The sequence below is a fragment of the Mesorhizobium sp. M7A.F.Ca.CA.004.06.1.1 genome (assembly GCF_003999135.1).
Classification (GTDB): Bacteria; Pseudomonadota; Alphaproteobacteria; order Rhizobiales; family Rhizobiaceae; genus Mesorhizobium.
Genome location: NZ_RZPQ01000064.1, coordinates 1 through 15,019 on the forward strand (window position 1 = coordinate 1; position 15,019 = coordinate 15,019).

Consider the following 15,019-nt stretch of genomic DNA (forward strand, 5'->3'; position numbering starts at 1 on the left):
TTCCCCGGTTATTGTGTGCGAAGATGCCGACCTGGCAACGGCGATACCGGCTATTTCGGAATACAAATTCGAGTGCGCGGGCCAGAGTTGCAATGCGCCCAGCAGGATTCTTGTCGCCCGATCCCGCTATGAGGAATTCCTGTTCCGGATGACGCAGGCGGTCCGAAAAATCAGGATCGGTCCACCGGATGACCCTGCAACGCAGATGGGTCCCATGGCAAACGCGCGGCGAATCGAGGCCATGCAACGCCTGACCAAAGATGCGGTAGAGGGCGGCGCCCAAATCGAGACCGGTGGCACCCCCCTTGACCGACCGGGGTTTTACTGGCCGCCAACCATCCTGACTGGCGTACCGAAGGAAGCGAGAGTGCTTCATGAAGAGCCGTTCGGACCAATTCTCACCGTGGCTCCTTTCGATACGATCGAAGAGGCGATCGATGAAGCCAACGCCACGGAGTACGGTCTGGCCGCCTACTTGTTTACTGGCGCGGCCGATACGCAACAGAGGCTTGTGGGCGGTCTTTCTGCGGGCGCTGTTAGTGTGAATTACCTGAAAGGGGTTTCCGCTGATGCCCCTTATGGAGGAGTCAAGCAAAGCGGCTATGGATATGAAGGCGGCGAGCAGGGGGTGCGAAGCTTCCAGATTCTGAAAATGGTCAATGGCCTCGGTTCAATTGGATAAAATCCGGTGGGAAACAGAACACGGACCATGGCCGGTAGCGACATCACAAGGAGCGTCGCCGACGCCCTTCAGTACATCTCGTACTATCATCCTCCAGATTATATCCGGTCTCTTTCTCACGCATACACGCGAGAACAGAGCCCGTCGGCGAAGAATGCCATAGGTCAGATTCTGCTGAACTCCCGCATGGCGGCCTTTGGGCGGCGCCCGATTTGTCAGGACACCGGACTTGTGGTTGTCTTCGCAAAGGTCGGCATGGATGCCCGCATTAAGTCAACGGCCAGTTTCGCTGATCTTGTGAATGAGGGCGTACGTCAAGCCTATCTCGATCCGGACAATCCCCTTCGGGCATCGATCGTTGCGGATCCCCTCGCTAGACGGGTCAACACCCGAGACAACACGCCGGCAGTTGTCCATGTCGACCTGGTGCAAGGTAACCAGATTGAGATCACCATCGCCGCGAAAGGCGGCGGGTCGGAGAACAAGGCACGTTTTACCACCCTCAATCCCACCGCCTCCGTTGCCGACTGGGTGGTCAATACCGTTTCGACCCTTGGCAGCGGGTGGTGTCCACCTGGACTGATCTCTGTCGGCATCGGTGGTAGCGCTGAAAAGGCGATGCTGCTGGCCAAGGAGGCCATGAACGAGCCCATCGATATGGCGGAACTGATCGCAAGGGGGGCGTCAAGCGCAGAGGAGGGGCTGCGGATTGAGCTTTATGAGCGGATCAACGCGCTTGGTATCGGCGCCCAAGGCCTTGGTGGTCTGACGACAGTCGTTGACGTCAAGGTTGCGACCTATCCTACTCATGCAGCGTCCAAGCCTGTGGCGCTCATCCCGCAATGCGCCGCCAACCGGCACCTGAAGTTTACTTTGGACGGCTCTGGACCCATCAGCCTCCAGCCGCCCGATTTGCGCGAATGGCCCGACATCGGAGCCGACGAATTGAACCCAGCCGGCGTCCGGCGGGTCAATTTAGATACGCTGACGAAGGAAGAGACGGCATCGTGGCGCTGCGGTGAAACGCTCCTGCTGTCTGGAAAGATGCTGACGGGCCGTGACGCTGCCCACAAACGAATGGTCGAACTGATCGATGCCGGCAAGCCGCTTCCAGTCGATCTGCGGGGACGCGTGATCTACTACGTCGGTCCCGTCCGGGCAGCGAGAAATGAGATCGTTGGACCCGCCGGTCCAACAACCTCCAGCCGCTTGGACGATTTTACGGACAAGGTGCTCGCCGAAACCGGCCTTTTCGCGATGGTGGGCAAAGCGGAGAGGGGACCGGCGGCCATCGCCTCGATTGTAAGACACAAAACGCCATACCTTGCTGCAGTGGGTGGCGCTGCGTACCTGATCTCAAAATCGATTAAGGCGGCGCGGATCGTTGCCTTTGAAGACCTGGGCATGGAAGCCATCTATGAATTCGATGTGCAGGACATGCCTGTTATCATGGCCGTCGATGTTGAGGGAAACTCCATTCACAATTCCGGGCCTCTTGAGTGGCGTAAGCGTATGGCGGCCGACAGCATCGCACGCAACATCGGCGTTTGAGTCTTTCCGTTGGGCGATTTCGGCCAGACTCCCGCGCCAAATTGTCGGGCAAGCCGTAAGACGAGCGGCATTTGCGGTGCCATGCGCCTCGGCGGGCCGGACGAGCAAGGCCTTCAATTCACTCCAATAGCTGAATGTGCCAGTGAATACTGCATTGAATATGCCGTACACGCGATCGAGGCTCGAATGACGTCGCGGCGTCTATCAAGTACGGCAGCGGAGTTCAGTAAATGGGTTATCTATTTATCAGGAGGTCTCCGCCGCGGCCGGCTATCCTCTCCAGCTGCATCATTGCCCCGTTAGGCGTCGGGGCGATAGCCAAACTACTTCTGCAGCTTTTCTCAGCTGATCGCTCTCCCTCAGCTGATTTTCGTACCCATTCTGGCACATCTCGGGCCTGGAACGGATGCCTTCCACTGCTACATTCGCTCGTTTCAATTGATGATAGAATTGATCGGCACACAACGCGATGTCGATCGCTGCTTGAGAGCATAGGTTATGAAGTCGAAACCCGATCCCGTGCAACTCGACAGTTGGGACGTCCGGATTCTCTCCGAAGTTCAGGCAGACGGTCGGATTTCAAAAAGTGAGCTTGCAAAACGAGTTCATCTTTCGGCGTCCGCCTGTTCGGAGCGGCTCCGAGCACTCAAGGCCGCAGGGATTATTGAGGGATTTTATGCGCGACTGAGTCCTGCCCTCATCGGCGGCATGATCTTTGTGATGGTGGAGGTCGTGCTGGATCGTCATCGTCTTGAGGACCAACGACTCTTCGAAACTGCAATCCAAGAGATTCCGGAAATCCTGGACTGCTGGGCAATTGGGGGGCGCGTGGATTATCTGATGCGGGTCGCATCTCGTTCTATGGCCGCCTATCAGGATTTCATGGAGGGACTGCTGCAGGCAGGCTTGGGGATTGATCAATACTATAGCCTTGTCGTCACGAAACCAGTGAAGTCCAATTCACCGATACCTTTGTCCGCCCTGAGGCAACGGTGAAACCGAAAGTTTAAGTTTCAACGGTGTTTGGCACGGATCCCGTAGATTCGTCGGCAAAAGGCGCCCATTCCGACGAAACTCAAGGGACATTTGCGGTATAGTAATTGCTGGAAAAACGTGGCCGAGCGCTATGATGGCGAGGAAGTACGATGCGCTTGAGCAATCTGGAACCGATCATTCCAGGAGACGGATCGAAGCAGCCATCGGACGCACTTGGCCAGCACGGTTACGGCGAGAAGCCAAACCGGATCGTGCCTGGTTGAGGAGGCGTCCATATCTAAGATGCGAAGTGCCGAAAAATGCCTCTACCGCTACTTCAAGGGGGGAACTTTCGCCCTGGATTGGCGATCAGTGGCGATTGAGCTTAGTCGCGGTCAGCGCATCCGTGTAGGGGGCGAATCTACAGCGAGGGTTTGGCAAGCCGACGGGTAGCGGGAGTGCAAGCTGGCCCGCTCGGCCTTGGCGACCAACCCGGCCCTCGACGCCTGCGGACATTCGGAGATCGCTCCATCGCGTTTTTACGTCCTAAGTTCGTTGCTGATCGAGATTAGGAGATCGTCTGTCCTGTTTGACATTGCTGGTCTCCGCAGCCTTCTAAGCGAAGAGCATGGCTGTGCCGGGGTCGCGTAGGTGGGTGACAAGGCCGGTCACTCCTGCCACCCGACGTGGTCTTTGAGAAGGTGGAGGTTGCGCTACCGGCTGGAGAGCATGGTGCCAGTTTTCACAAGACAAGGGTCGCTTAATCGAATGGGCGTCAAGTTCATAGATTGCGAACAGATCATGGGGGGATTTGAATAGTGCTACTGACCGAGGCAGAGCTGAAAAGAGTTGCGAATGCCAGTCGAGGGCATAGAGCCGCATCGATCGTTCTAAAGGAAGAGACGGCCGCAGCTACAGCCAGATCGTCATTCGACGTTTTTCTGTCACATTCTTTCAAGGACGCAGAGATCGTTCTCGGTGTGAAGCGAATTTTCGAGGAGCTTGGGTTCACTGCTTACGTAGATTGGGTCGAAGATTCACAACTGGACCGCACAAAAGTCTCCTCGGCCACCGCCGAGTTGCTGCGGACCCGTATGAGGCAGTCAAAGACGCTAATCTATGTGCATTCAAACAATTCTCCAGGATGCAGATGGATGCCTTGGGAGCTTGGCTTTTTCGATGGGTTTCGGACCGCGGTAGCGGTTCTGCCCGTGGCAAAAAATTCTTCGGAAACATTCTCCGGGCAAGAATTTTTGGGCCTATACCCTTACATTGATGGGACAGGACCTGCATTCCTGTTTATGAACAGAGGGACCGCGCCTCGCCCAAGAATAGGCTCTGTAAGCTCGACTGCTAACCTCACGTTCGCCAAATCCTGGCTTAAAGAATTTACCGCCACAAAATAGACTGGTGTGCTTCAAAAATGAAATATCCTGGACTCTATAATAGCGCCGACGTGGCATCCAACGAGCAGCAGGCGACGTTTCTGCGCCTGATCCGGGCAGAGTACGTTCTTCTTTTTTTAGCGTCGGTGCTCTCTTTGGACTTGTCGCCATCAAAAGCCTATTTCGGTGTCTATGCTGCGGTATTTCTTTGCTCAATGGGAGTCCTCATTTTCCGGTCGGTCACAAAGCCCGAGCAGGTCTGGTATCAGGCTCGAGCTCTGGCAGAGTCGGTGAAGACATTGACTTGGCGCTTCGCGATGCGAGCACAGCCGTTCGATGACGCGCGCGCCGCTGACGCCAGAGCTGATTTTCGAAAGCTCATAGAAGGTATCCTTGATAGCAATCGTCACCTTGGTAGCGCGTTGAGCGGCACCGATTCAGCATCCCCCCAAACAACCGACCAGATGATGTCGATAAGGGACTCCCCGCTAAAAGAAAGAAAAGACCTGTATCTGCAGAGACGAATCTGCGACCAACGGAAGTGGTACGAGAAGAAGGCGCGCTCGAACAAGAGGTCCGCGAAAGTCTGGATGGGCCTCGGTATTTTTGCATACGCTCTGGGATTCTCGTTCATCGTAGTACGCATCGCTGACCCCGCGATGCCAGGCTGGCCGACCGAGCCGCTAATTGTCATCGCCGCCTCGCTTATCGGGTGGACCCAGATCAAGAAATTTAACGAATTGGCATCGGCTTACACGTTGACAGCTCACGAGATCGGCTTGACTGCCGACCTTATTACGGACGCCAACTCGGATGAGGCATTCTCCGCCGCGGTGAACGAAGCCGAACTGGCTTTCTCACGGGAGCACACCCAGTGGGTTGCTCGTCAAAACAACTAAGAGACAACAATGGCATACAGCGATCCGACCTATGTAATATTTGACGGCGATGAAGACGCTTGGGCATACCGCTTTATGAAAGGGTGGAACGCCAGCGAGAATGTGAGTTTTGAATTCGCGAACGCTCACGATCTGGACAATATGACGAGCCGAGCACAGGACGAAGATTATGTTAAACGCAATCTTCGCAACAGAATGAATGGATCGAGCCAGGTACTTGTCCTGATCGGTGAGAAGACGAAAAACCTTTTTCGCTTCGTGCGCTGGGAAATGGAATTGGCTCTTGATCTAGGTCTGCCGATAATCGCAGCAAACCTTAACGGCTCGCGGCAACAAGATGTGAGCTGTCCGCCTATCATCAGGGACAAATGTGTTGTGCACGTGCCGTTCAAGATGAAGGCCATCAAGCACGCGCTAGCCAATTGGCCGAGCGAATTTCATCGGCTTTCAAACGCTCAGCGTGGCGATGGCGCCAGGAGCTATGGCGAAAGCACCTATCGCGATCTCGGCTTATAATCGCCCACCTAAAAGCACTTAGCCGCCCAAACATCCTCGCCATCCGCTGGCGGCGACTAGCCTTAGCAACGTCCGCCAACGTGTTCCGAGCTTGCCGAGCGATGATAAGAAGAGACGTCCGATTTGCTGAGTTTGGCTGAAAGCTGCAGGTCATGTGCAACCTATTAGAGGAGCCCCGCTCGAAGCGTCGGATCGTCAGACAAGATCACGTCGCGCGAGGGCGCTGGTTTCGCGAGGAAAAGGAGCGGCTGTTCGACGTTTGAGGCTTGATCCAGCGTTTCGAGACTGCACGAGCGGCCAGCATTGATGGAGGCATGCTGCCGCCTTCTGCGAGCCGCAGCTCGGCTCGCCCTGCGCAGCAAACCACGAATTTGCGATCGCAAGAAAGGCAACACGCTGACGATAGAACTTGGCGGCGCTGGTCGGCTGCGAATCAAGATGTCGATGGCAAGGAGCTCTCGCCGCGCGTCTTTGCCGGGCCGAACCTTCTGGCTATGCTCCTTGGAGAAGTCTGCCGAGCACCAGCCGCCGCACCGCCAAAGCGATCAATATGCGCGAGGGCACGACCTCAGCCTCTCAGCGCTGGCCAACCAGGTTGGAGCCTGTGCCGCGGCACGGAACCCGCTGCCTGCTGATCGAGGCGAATGTGCTTTGCCCCTGATCACCTGCATTACCACCCTTGGGAAGGGCAAGACCGATCCGGACCGTCAGAATGTAAGGGATGACCGGCAGTTCGGCGGAACATGGCCGCCGGCGCTCTATCGTGCCTCGCGCGGCCGGCGGGAACAGCGTCCCGAGCGCTATTCATCCGTCAATATCGCCCGCTAATCGGGCACTATGCTGGGCGCATGCGCGTCGTAAGCTGTTCGTGTTTGCAGGACGCGCCCCCGACCCTCGGCTAAGGCGAAGGTGACGCCTTAGTTTTCACGGCAATTCGGGCCGATCCCGCGAATTCCACGGCGAATAACCTGCATTCCCGAGAAACTCAAGGGACGTTTCCGGTATGCTATTTGCTAAACAGGTGGCTGGCCGAGTGCCCTCCGCCAATTTATCGCGAGGAGAGGGACATGCGCTTGAGCAATCTGGGAACCGAGCAACTCCGGGAGAAGGATAGAAGCTTCGTCTTCCATCCTTCTACGCATTTGGCCAAGCACAGCCGAGGCGAAACGCCAAATAGGATTATGGCCGGTGCGGAAGGCGTCTATATCTGGGACACCGAAGGCCGAAGAAGCCTCGACGGTTTCGGAGGACTCTACTGCGTCAACATGGGATATGGATGCACGGAGATCGCCGAGGCCATTGCCAGGCAAGCACACGAATTGCCGTTCGCACACGTCTATGCCAGCCAAGGTACGGAGCCGGTCGCCCTGTTGGCAGAGGCCGTGGTCGAGTATTTCGGTCAGAACATGCGAAGGGTCTATTTCGGCCTCTCCGGTTCCGATGCCAACGAAACCAACATCAAGCTGGTCTGGTACTATAATAACATTCTTGGCCGGCCCGAAAAGAAAAAGATCATCTCGCGAAATCGCGGCTATCACGGGTCTGGATTGGTCACGGGTAGCCTAACTGGCCTTCCCTTCTTTCACAATTTCTTCGACCTGCCTCTGGATTTGGTGCGCCATACAACCACGCCGCACTATTACCGCCAGGCGCGTGTCGAGGAGAGCGAGGAAGCGTTCTCCCGGCGCTGTGCCGATGAGCTTGAAGCCTTGATCCTGGCCGAAGGACCGGAAACGGTTGCAGCTTTTATCGGAGAGCCGGTACTTGGGACAGGAGGTATTGTGCCGCCCCCCAAAGGGTACTGGACGTCCATTCAAGCGGTGCTCGACAAATACGATATCCTTCTAATCGCGGATGAAGTGGTCTGCGGCTTCGCGCGAACCGGCGAGAAGTTCGGTTCCCACCTGTATAACATGCGTCCGGATTTCGTGACCATCGCAAAGGGTTTGAGTTCCGCCTACCTCCCCATCTCCGGGTCAATCATTGGCGACCGTGTCTGGTCGGTTTTGGAACAAGGAACTGAGAAGCACGGCGCACTCGGCCACGGCTGGACATATTCGGGGCACACGCTTTGTGCCGCAGCCGCGCTCGCCAATATTCGACTGCTTAAAGAAAAAAATATTTTGGAGCATGTCCGCGATGTTGGACCGTATTGGCAAGACCGGATGAAGGCCGAGCTGGCGGGACATCCCATCGTTGGTGAAGTTCGCGGAGTGGGTATCCTGTCGGCCGTAGAGATGATGCGGGACCCAAAACAAAGGATACCATTCGAACCCGACCTTCAGGTCGGGGTGCGCACTGCAGCTGCTCTGTTTGAGAATGGTGTCATCGGACGGGCCATGCCGCATGGCGACATCCTCGGTTATGCACCCCCCCTGATCATTACCCGAAAAGAGATCGACATCATTGTCGACGCGACGGTAAAGTCGGTCGATACCACCTATCGCGCGCTGAAGGCGGAGGGTGCCGTATGATTTTGCGATCGCGAAGGAGCGAGTCCGGAGGCAGGCATGTCCCTGCGCGCTACTGCGCCGAGCAGACCCAAAACTGTTGAATTCCAGATATCTGATCTTGAGCATGCTCCGGGCTATTTCAGTCACGATTTGTAACCGAATCAGTTCTGCCGCCGCTGTCCTGTTGCCCAACGACCAGGACCTCTGTGCGGCGCGCCCTGCGGGTGTACCTCCCCGCCGGCAGGGCGCCCTTTTTGACCCACGTAATCAGTATCATTATGGCCCGTGCGGAATCGAGGGTCTGGTAAAGGTCATCTGCACGTTCCGATGCAGATTGAGCTTAGACGTGCCCTTTACATCATTGCAGCGGGCCACGGTCGTCGGTTCCAAAGTGCGGCAATGCCGAAGGTTATCTTCCTTCACATCACAAAGAACAGAATAATAATTGCGGTGTATTTTATCACATCAGGTATATAAAAGGACGATACTTACACACCACCCCGTTCACAAGGAAAGGCATTTTAATATTGTTGAGACGATTTGCCTATCAAAGAAAAGAAAGCATCGCAACACTTCTTTGCGGATCACGGCGCCCCGGGTGGGGGATGAGCGGCTATCCGAATTGTTATGCTAATGCCGACCCAAATTCCTGCAAAAGCTGGGGTCAATGATGGCTTTTGGTCAGCGCAGGATGATTTCTCCTGATTTGGTCGGTGCAGGGGCGGTCATGACTTAATGCATGGCAGCATTCTGGAGCCCGGTCAGCCCAGCGACGCCCGCGAATTCAATCGCGTTTGTCGGACATACACGACGCAGCCGGAAGGCGTGCAGAAAGAGGAAGAATCGAGCGCGACGATGACGAGGGACATGCCACTTGTTTTCGAGACATTCCTTGAAAGACTGTCACAGAGTATGGATGAGGCAGATTTCCGGGATGCCATGGCTGAGGCGGCCGGACGACTTGACCTAATCTTCTTTGCCTACCTCTCCTTGCCAGCACGGCCTTCCGGCAAACCGAGGTTAATTTCGAACTATCCAACCCGCTGGACCAGACAGTATCTGGAAAATCAGTATGAGAAACTCGATCCTGTGGTCTTGCGTGCTCGAAATGGCGGCTGCCCGTTTCACTGGGGATCGAATTTGGGAGGCGATAAAATGTCGCCGGCTCAACAGCAGCTATTCGATGAGGCGGCTCAATTCAGCATCTGCTGCGGTTTGACGATCCCAATTGTCGATCTCCGCGGCCGCACCGCTGCGGTTACTTTTGCCGCCGATGAGCCTCGTCCAGTATTTCTTCGGGTCGCTGAGCGGTACGAACAAGCTCTTCAACTGATGGCGGCCTGCTTTCATCGTTGCGTTCGCCGCAAATTGCCGAGCGATCGAACAGTGGACGGGATTTCGCTGACATCCCGCGAATATGAGTGCCTGAGGTGGGCAGCGCGGGGTAATTCAGCCTGGGTGACCGGCCGCATCTTGGGTATCAAGCCACGCACGATCGCTTTTCATTTGGACAATGCCAAGAAGAAGCTAGGCGTGCGAACCCAAAATCAGGCTATAGCCCTTTTGGGGTCCGAAGGGTCCTCAATTCTCTGAGAAGCTTTTTGATCCCCTTGTGCTCGGGCCATTCGATCGCGCGCTTTGTATCGAGCGTTGACTGGATGCCGAGATCTTCTGTTCCGCCGGCTCGGGCGATGCAGCCGTATTCTTCCAGTCCGCGCCGGTGATCATAGTCTATGGGTGCTCGAGCGGGTGTTTCGTCGCTGACGAGCTAGTCGTGCGGTTATATAGTTTCCGAGGATGGCCCGCTTGCATACCTGCCTGCCGGTAATCTCTAACCCTTGACTTAGGGCGATGGCTATCGGTTATGCGGCTTGAAAGCGAAGAGGTGGACCCTTCGTCGAGCGCCGGTACGATATGGAGTGCTGCTCCGGGCTAATACCCATCCAGACAGAGCGGAACCTTCTATCACGTCAGACGCTCGGACAATTGCCAAAACCCGATTCCTGGGAACTGAATTGTGCTCGCCACCGGGTCCATTTTGCCGGCGCGTCTGTGGTGCAGGCCCCGATCAGCCTGACCAATGGCACAGGAACTGCCTGCTTCTATGACCGAGCACTGCGAATTTGTCAGCTGGCGAACAATTCCTTGTAGCCGCTCGTCACCATCCAGTTCGCACGGTCGAGATGACTACGAAGCGCCTTCCTGGCGCGCTCCGGTTCAAGTGCCGGATCAATGCCGAGGATCAGTTGGGCCATTTCCTCTTCGGGCGCCTCATCGGCTGAGGCGTCCAGGAGCCTCATATAGATGGTAAAGTGCACCCTGTCGTAGGCGGTAAGACGGTCAGACCAAGGGACTTCGTCGAGCAGTGTTGAGCTTTGAGTCCTATCTGTTCCCGTTGATCGATTCATGTCTGCCGCGAACCTCGCATGTTGATCGCTGGATCCAAGGCAGAATATCCCAAAATGGGATAATCCGAAACGGGGATTAGTCGCTGAGCCGGTCTCTACCTGACCGGTTCACCTAAATGCCCAAATCTCTTCGATCTCCCCGCCACCAGCGGTTTCTGGCCCAGTTGATCTCACTGCGCAATGTCAAAGGGCTGACGCAGGCGCAGGTGGCTGAGAAGCTTGGTCGTCCGCAATCTTTCGTGGCGAAATATGAGGGTGGCGAGCGGCGTCTCGATATCATTGAGTTTCTCGACGTAACTGCGGCCCTCGATGCTGATCCGTGTGAGATTCTGTTGAGCCTGCGCACGTAGTGGGCGCCCGCGCCCATCACCGCGCGTGCCGTGTGCCGGTGGGTCGAGCCCCGCTTTTCTTGGCTCTGGCGTCTCGACCATTCCGCTGCGCCTCCTAGCGCGTCGTTAGACTCTCGCAATTCGCTCTATTTGTGCCTTTCCCAGCAGGTGGCGCCGCATCCTTCTAGGCCCGCCGCGGCGTCCCGCAACCCTTAGCCAGCTGTGAGCTTTCAGTAGGTTGTCCATCCGGCCCTTCGGATGCGGTGCGGCTCAGACGGACCCGTTCCTGTCATGATTCGCCGACGCACCCATTCCTGGGAAGCAGCCATTGGCGAGCGGAGGACAAAATGATGAGACAGCGAAGCGCTGGGCCATCCGCGCTGTGGTGATACGTCGATGCATGGTGTTACGCGACTTCGTTGCTTGAAGCGAAGCGACCGCACCGCCCATTTCGTCAACTGGCGAACAAATCCTTGTAGCCGCCCGTCACCACCCAGTTTGCACGGTCGAGATGACTGCGAAGAACGTTGCGTGCGCGCTCAGGTTCGCGTGCCGGATCAATGCCGAGGATCACTTTGGCCATTTCCTCTTCAGTGGCGTTGTCTGCCGAGGCGTCCAGGAGCCTCATATAGGTTGTAAAGTGGTCCTTGTCGTAGGCTGTAATGCGGTCCGACCAGGGGACCTCGTCGGCGAACGGCGTGTTCGATCTGGGCTGCAACATCGCTAATTCTATCTCCGGCCAATGGACCCGCGAAGCCCTGTGCCTGCTAAAATGTGGATTACATATTATAGTTGATAAACTCAAGCCGCCTGATCCGCTGGCTTGCGTGCATGGATATGCGCAAGTTGGTCGGACGAAATGTGCAGAGGATCAGGCAAAGGAAGCGCCTGACGCAGGAGCAGCTTGCGGAGATTTCCGGGTTCAGTCAGCAGTACATCAGCGGCTTGGAGAAAGGCCGAAGAAATCCGACAATTATCACGATCTATGAACTGGCATTGGCCCTCGGCGTCAGCCACATGGATCTGGTTCGGCCCGACAAACAGGGCTGATGCACCCGCCCTCCAAGTAGCTGGCGGCCTGATGGCGCGCGCCGGGTGCTTGTGAACCCACGCTTTTCTTAGGTCCCCCGGCAGCCCCTGCCATTTAGCTCGCCCTCGCGCGGGCGCACCCTATTGGACAGTCGGACGCTGCGTTTTTGTCAGCTTTCCTGGGACGTGGGGTGGTCGGCATTCCCTTTTAGGCCCGCCGCGGCCTGCCGCAACCTTCGCTCTCGCTTCAGGTCCTTCTCTTGTTTACGGTCCTTCGGATGCAGTCCGCCTCTTTCAGCGGGCCTAATCGCTTTCTGTTGCCCGCCCCACGGGGACAGGCACGCGAGACTAGTATGGAGCGTTGCGGTTAGCGCGCGAACAGCAAAGGAACCGAAAAAACCGGCAACTGTCGCAGTATGGCTGAACCAGCCATCGTGTCGGCATCTAGGAGCCGCGTGTTCGCCTTGCGCTGACACGAAGCTCAGACATGACGTCCGGGAGACGATGCTGGCAAATAGTCTGGCTGAAGCATTCCACCCACAATACCAAAGCCCGTCCCGATTCAAAGCGCTTCTGAGCACTCCATCTCAGGCGCGGGGCCAGCTGGCCAGTTCACCTTCTTGGTCCGCCGGAAGAGAGCCCCGCCCTCTCGACAATCGGCTTCATGAGGTCTCGCCCTGCAGTGTCGACCGTAAAAAAGGGCGCGCGAGGCGCCCTTCATTTAAACCGGCAGTCGGGAAGCAGACTTCACTCTGATATTCAAAAGCGGTAGGTGACACCTGCGCCTATCAGCCAGGGATCGAGCTCCGCCTTCCCCGTCAGCTTCGCGCCGGCCACCGTGACGTCGAAGTCCGGCTTCAGGAAAAGCTTCTTCACGTCGAAGTTGAGGCCCCAGTGCTGGTCCACCATGTAGTCGAATCCGACCTGCAGCGCCGTGCCGAACGTGTTCTTCACCTTGAGAGCATCAGCGCTGCCAGTGTCCTGGTTGTAGAAGATCGTGTAGTTCACGCCGGCGCCGACATAAGGCTTGAACGCGCCGAGATCGGTAAAATGGTACTGCAACGTGAGCGTCGGCGGCAGCAGCCAAACTTTGCCGATGTTGCCCAATCCTCCGATCGTCCCTTGGCCCGCGATGTTGGCATAAGTGGTACCGAGTATGAGTTCGGCGGCGATGTTGTCGGTGAAGAAATACGAGATATCGAGTTCCGGCGTCACCGTGTCCGAATACGAAAGACCGGAGCCGGGAAGCGTATCAACGTAGCCCAGATCTTTCGTAACGACGCCCAACGCCCGCAGGCGGACCTGCCAAGGGATTGGCGCTTCGGTGACCGAGGCTCCCGTCTCCGCCAGGACGGTCTCTGCTTGCGCAGGCTCCGCGGCGACGGCCTGCTGTCCCACCATGATCAGGGCCACCGCCGCTGCTGTTGCCCGCGCTACGCCCATTCGCGTTCTCGCCATGAGATTCACTCCTTGATGTTCAGAAAGGATGCACTGCACTATTTCGTCTCCTGCTCGAATGAATTGTTGATGGACCTCAAATGCCCCACTTGCGTGCAACGCGTTCCGCCGTCTCCGGAAGGTGATCGTTGAAGCCGATTGCGCTGCGGAGAAAATTGGTGCCTAGACTGATGAATGCGGCTTGCTCCCGATTGTCCTCGCCGCAGCCGTGCCCGCCTGCGCTGGCCTCGTAGAAGTAAGCGGGATAGCCAAGAGCCTGCAGTTTTGCGGCCATCTTGCGCGCATGGCCCGGATGGACGCGGTCGTCGCGTTTCGTGGTGGCGATCAGGATAGGCGGATAGGGCTGTCCCGGCGCTGCGGCGTGATAGGCGGAGATTTCCTTCAGGAAAGCCCAATCGTGAACCTTGTCCGGATCGCCATATTCGTCGATCCAGCTCGCGCCCGCCAAGAGCTTGGTGTAGCGACGCATGTCGATAAGCGGTGCTGTGCAGAACAGAGCCCCGAAATGCTCAGGATAGCGGGTCAGCATGTTTGCGATCAGCAGGCCGCCATTTGAGCCACCCTCGGCGGCAATCCGCCTCGGCAGGGTGATGCCCCTTCGCACGAGGTCGGCGGCAACGGCGGCGAAATCGTCATGGGCGAGACGCTTGCCCTCCCTGCGCCCGGCTTCGTGCCAGCGGGTGCCGAACTCGCCGCCGCCGCGGATGTTCGCCTCGACACACGTGCCGCCGCGCTCGAGCCACAGCTTGCCCAGCGGGGAGTTGTAGTAGGGCAGGAGTGATACGCCGAACCCGCCATAAGCGGAAAGGTGAATCGGAGCATCTCCGTTCCCGTTCGCCGGACCAACCTGCGTATAGGGGATCAGCTCATGATCGATAGAGACTGCCTCGTGGCGCGTGACCACCAGTCCGGATGCATCGAAATTCTCCGGGCTGCGCTTCAGGATTGCTGAAGCGCTGAGAGACGGCGCGGCATTCAGATCGAACAGCAAGAGCTGCGGCGGCGTGATCGGATCCTGAGCACAGATCAGGACCTCTCCATTGGTCTCGTGAACTGCCGCATCGAATGACCAGACGTCGACAGTACCTTCGGCGGGCAGGGTGTTCAGGACTCGGCGCGTCCATTCCTGGTGGCCGGGAGTGAACATCTCGAAACGCGGTGCGAGATTGACGAGGTAAGAGATAATGAGCTTCCCGTCATTCCAGAAGAATGACTGCATGGAGCGCCTTTCCCCTGGTTGAAACAGGGTCTCAAAACGGCGTCCGCCAGCGAGGAAAGAGGAAAGCGAGATGACGATCAGCGCGTCGGCGGGATGGGTGGTGCCTCCCACCGGC

At 57.1% G+C, this 15,019-nt stretch carries 13 protein-coding genes and 1 pseudogene; 10 read left to right on the forward strand and 4 right to left on the reverse strand.

Features of this window, described 5'->3' with window-relative positions; all coding sequences use genetic code 11:
• From EN906_RS06715 to EN906_RS06745, 8 genes and pseudogenes are all read left to right on the forward strand, one after another.
• A partial coding sequence (locus EN906_RS06715) for an aldehyde dehydrogenase family protein (RefSeq protein WP_127375109.1) occupies nucleotides 1–682 on the forward strand: 682 nt, incomplete at its 5' end.
• Between the two features lie 27 nt (nucleotides 683–709).
• A complete protein-coding gene (locus EN906_RS06720; RefSeq protein ID WP_127266644.1) occupies nucleotides 710–2,233 on the forward strand; it encodes a fumarate hydratase in 1,524 nt (507 codons plus the stop codon).
• A gap of 498 nt (nucleotides 2,234–2,731) precedes the next feature.
• Nucleotides 2,732–3,229: an Lrp/AsnC family transcriptional regulator gene (locus EN906_RS06725; protein WP_127266643.1), complete on the forward strand. Its 498-nt coding sequence runs from the start codon at nucleotides 2,732–2,734 to the stop codon at nucleotides 3,227–3,229.
• A 1,402-nt stretch (nucleotides 3,230–4,631) separates the two neighbouring features.
• Nucleotides 4,632–5,492 carry a DUF4231 domain-containing protein gene (locus EN906_RS06730; RefSeq protein ID WP_127266642.1) on the forward strand — a complete coding sequence of 287 codons (861 nt, stop codon included), beginning with the start codon at nucleotides 4,632–4,634 and terminating at the stop codon, nucleotides 5,490–5,492.
• A 9-nt stretch (nucleotides 5,493–5,501) separates the two neighbouring features.
• Nucleotides 5,502–6,008, forward strand: a complete 507-nt coding sequence (locus EN906_RS06735) for a TIR domain-containing protein (RefSeq protein ID WP_063169304.1) — start codon at nucleotides 5,502–5,504, stop codon at nucleotides 6,006–6,008.
• 455 nt (nucleotides 6,009–6,463) lie between these two features.
• A pseudogene (locus EN906_RS38140) lies at nucleotides 6,464–6,885 on the forward strand (transposase); the annotation flags it as partial.
• 190 nt (nucleotides 6,886–7,075) lie between these two features.
• Nucleotides 7,076–8,482: an aminotransferase gene (locus tag EN906_RS06740; RefSeq protein ID WP_063169303.1), complete on the forward strand. Its 1,407-nt coding sequence runs from the start codon at nucleotides 7,076–7,078 to the stop codon at nucleotides 8,480–8,482.
• Nucleotides 8,483–9,316: 834 nt separating this feature from the next.
• The gene (locus tag EN906_RS06745; RefSeq protein ID WP_127266649.1) at nucleotides 9,317–10,054 is read left to right on the forward strand and encodes a LuxR family transcriptional regulator; all 738 of its coding nucleotides are present in this window, start codon (nucleotides 9,317–9,319) and stop codon (nucleotides 10,052–10,054) included.
• A 533-nt stretch (nucleotides 10,055–10,587) separates the two neighbouring features.
• Here EN906_RS06745 and EN906_RS06750 read toward each other — a convergent pair.
• On the reverse strand, nucleotides 10,588–10,869 hold the full coding sequence (locus tag EN906_RS06750) for a DUF2285 domain-containing protein (RefSeq protein ID WP_127266641.1): 282 nt from the start codon (nucleotides 10,867–10,869) through the stop codon (nucleotides 10,588–10,590).
• A 116-nt stretch (nucleotides 10,870–10,985) separates the two neighbouring features.
• Here EN906_RS06750 and EN906_RS06755 point away from each other — a divergent pair, with 116 nt between their 5' ends.
• Complete coding sequence (locus tag EN906_RS06755; RefSeq protein ID WP_126097360.1) at nucleotides 10,986–11,219, forward strand: helix-turn-helix transcriptional regulator; 234 nt, start codon at nucleotides 10,986–10,988, stop codon at nucleotides 11,217–11,219.
• A gap of 433 nt (nucleotides 11,220–11,652) precedes the next feature.
• Here the strand turns inward: EN906_RS06755 and EN906_RS06760 are convergent, their stop codons facing one another.
• The gene (locus tag EN906_RS06760; protein ID WP_127266640.1) at nucleotides 11,653–11,919 is read right to left on the reverse strand and encodes a DUF2285 domain-containing protein; all 267 of its coding nucleotides are present in this window, start codon (nucleotides 11,917–11,919) and stop codon (nucleotides 11,653–11,655) included.
• Nucleotides 11,920–12,029: 110 nt separating this feature from the next.
• Between EN906_RS06760 and EN906_RS06765 the strand changes: the two genes are divergently transcribed.
• On the forward strand, nucleotides 12,030–12,248 hold the full coding sequence (locus EN906_RS06765) for a helix-turn-helix transcriptional regulator (protein WP_126105025.1): 219 nt from the start codon (nucleotides 12,030–12,032) through the stop codon (nucleotides 12,246–12,248).
• A gap of 738 nt (nucleotides 12,249–12,986) precedes the next feature.
• On the opposite strand, the gene EN906_RS06770 is transcribed toward EN906_RS06765, so the two are convergent.
• Both EN906_RS06770 and EN906_RS06775 read right to left on the reverse strand, forming a co-directional pair.
• On the reverse strand, nucleotides 12,987–13,685 hold the full coding sequence (locus EN906_RS06770) for an OmpW family protein (RefSeq protein WP_024505687.1): 699 nt from the start codon (nucleotides 13,683–13,685) through the stop codon (nucleotides 12,987–12,989).
• A 76-nt stretch (nucleotides 13,686–13,761) separates the two neighbouring features.
• Nucleotides 13,762–15,019, reverse strand: a 1,258-nt coding sequence (locus EN906_RS06775; RefSeq protein ID WP_164777115.1) for a prolyl oligopeptidase family serine peptidase, incomplete at its 5' end; no start/stop codon positions are given.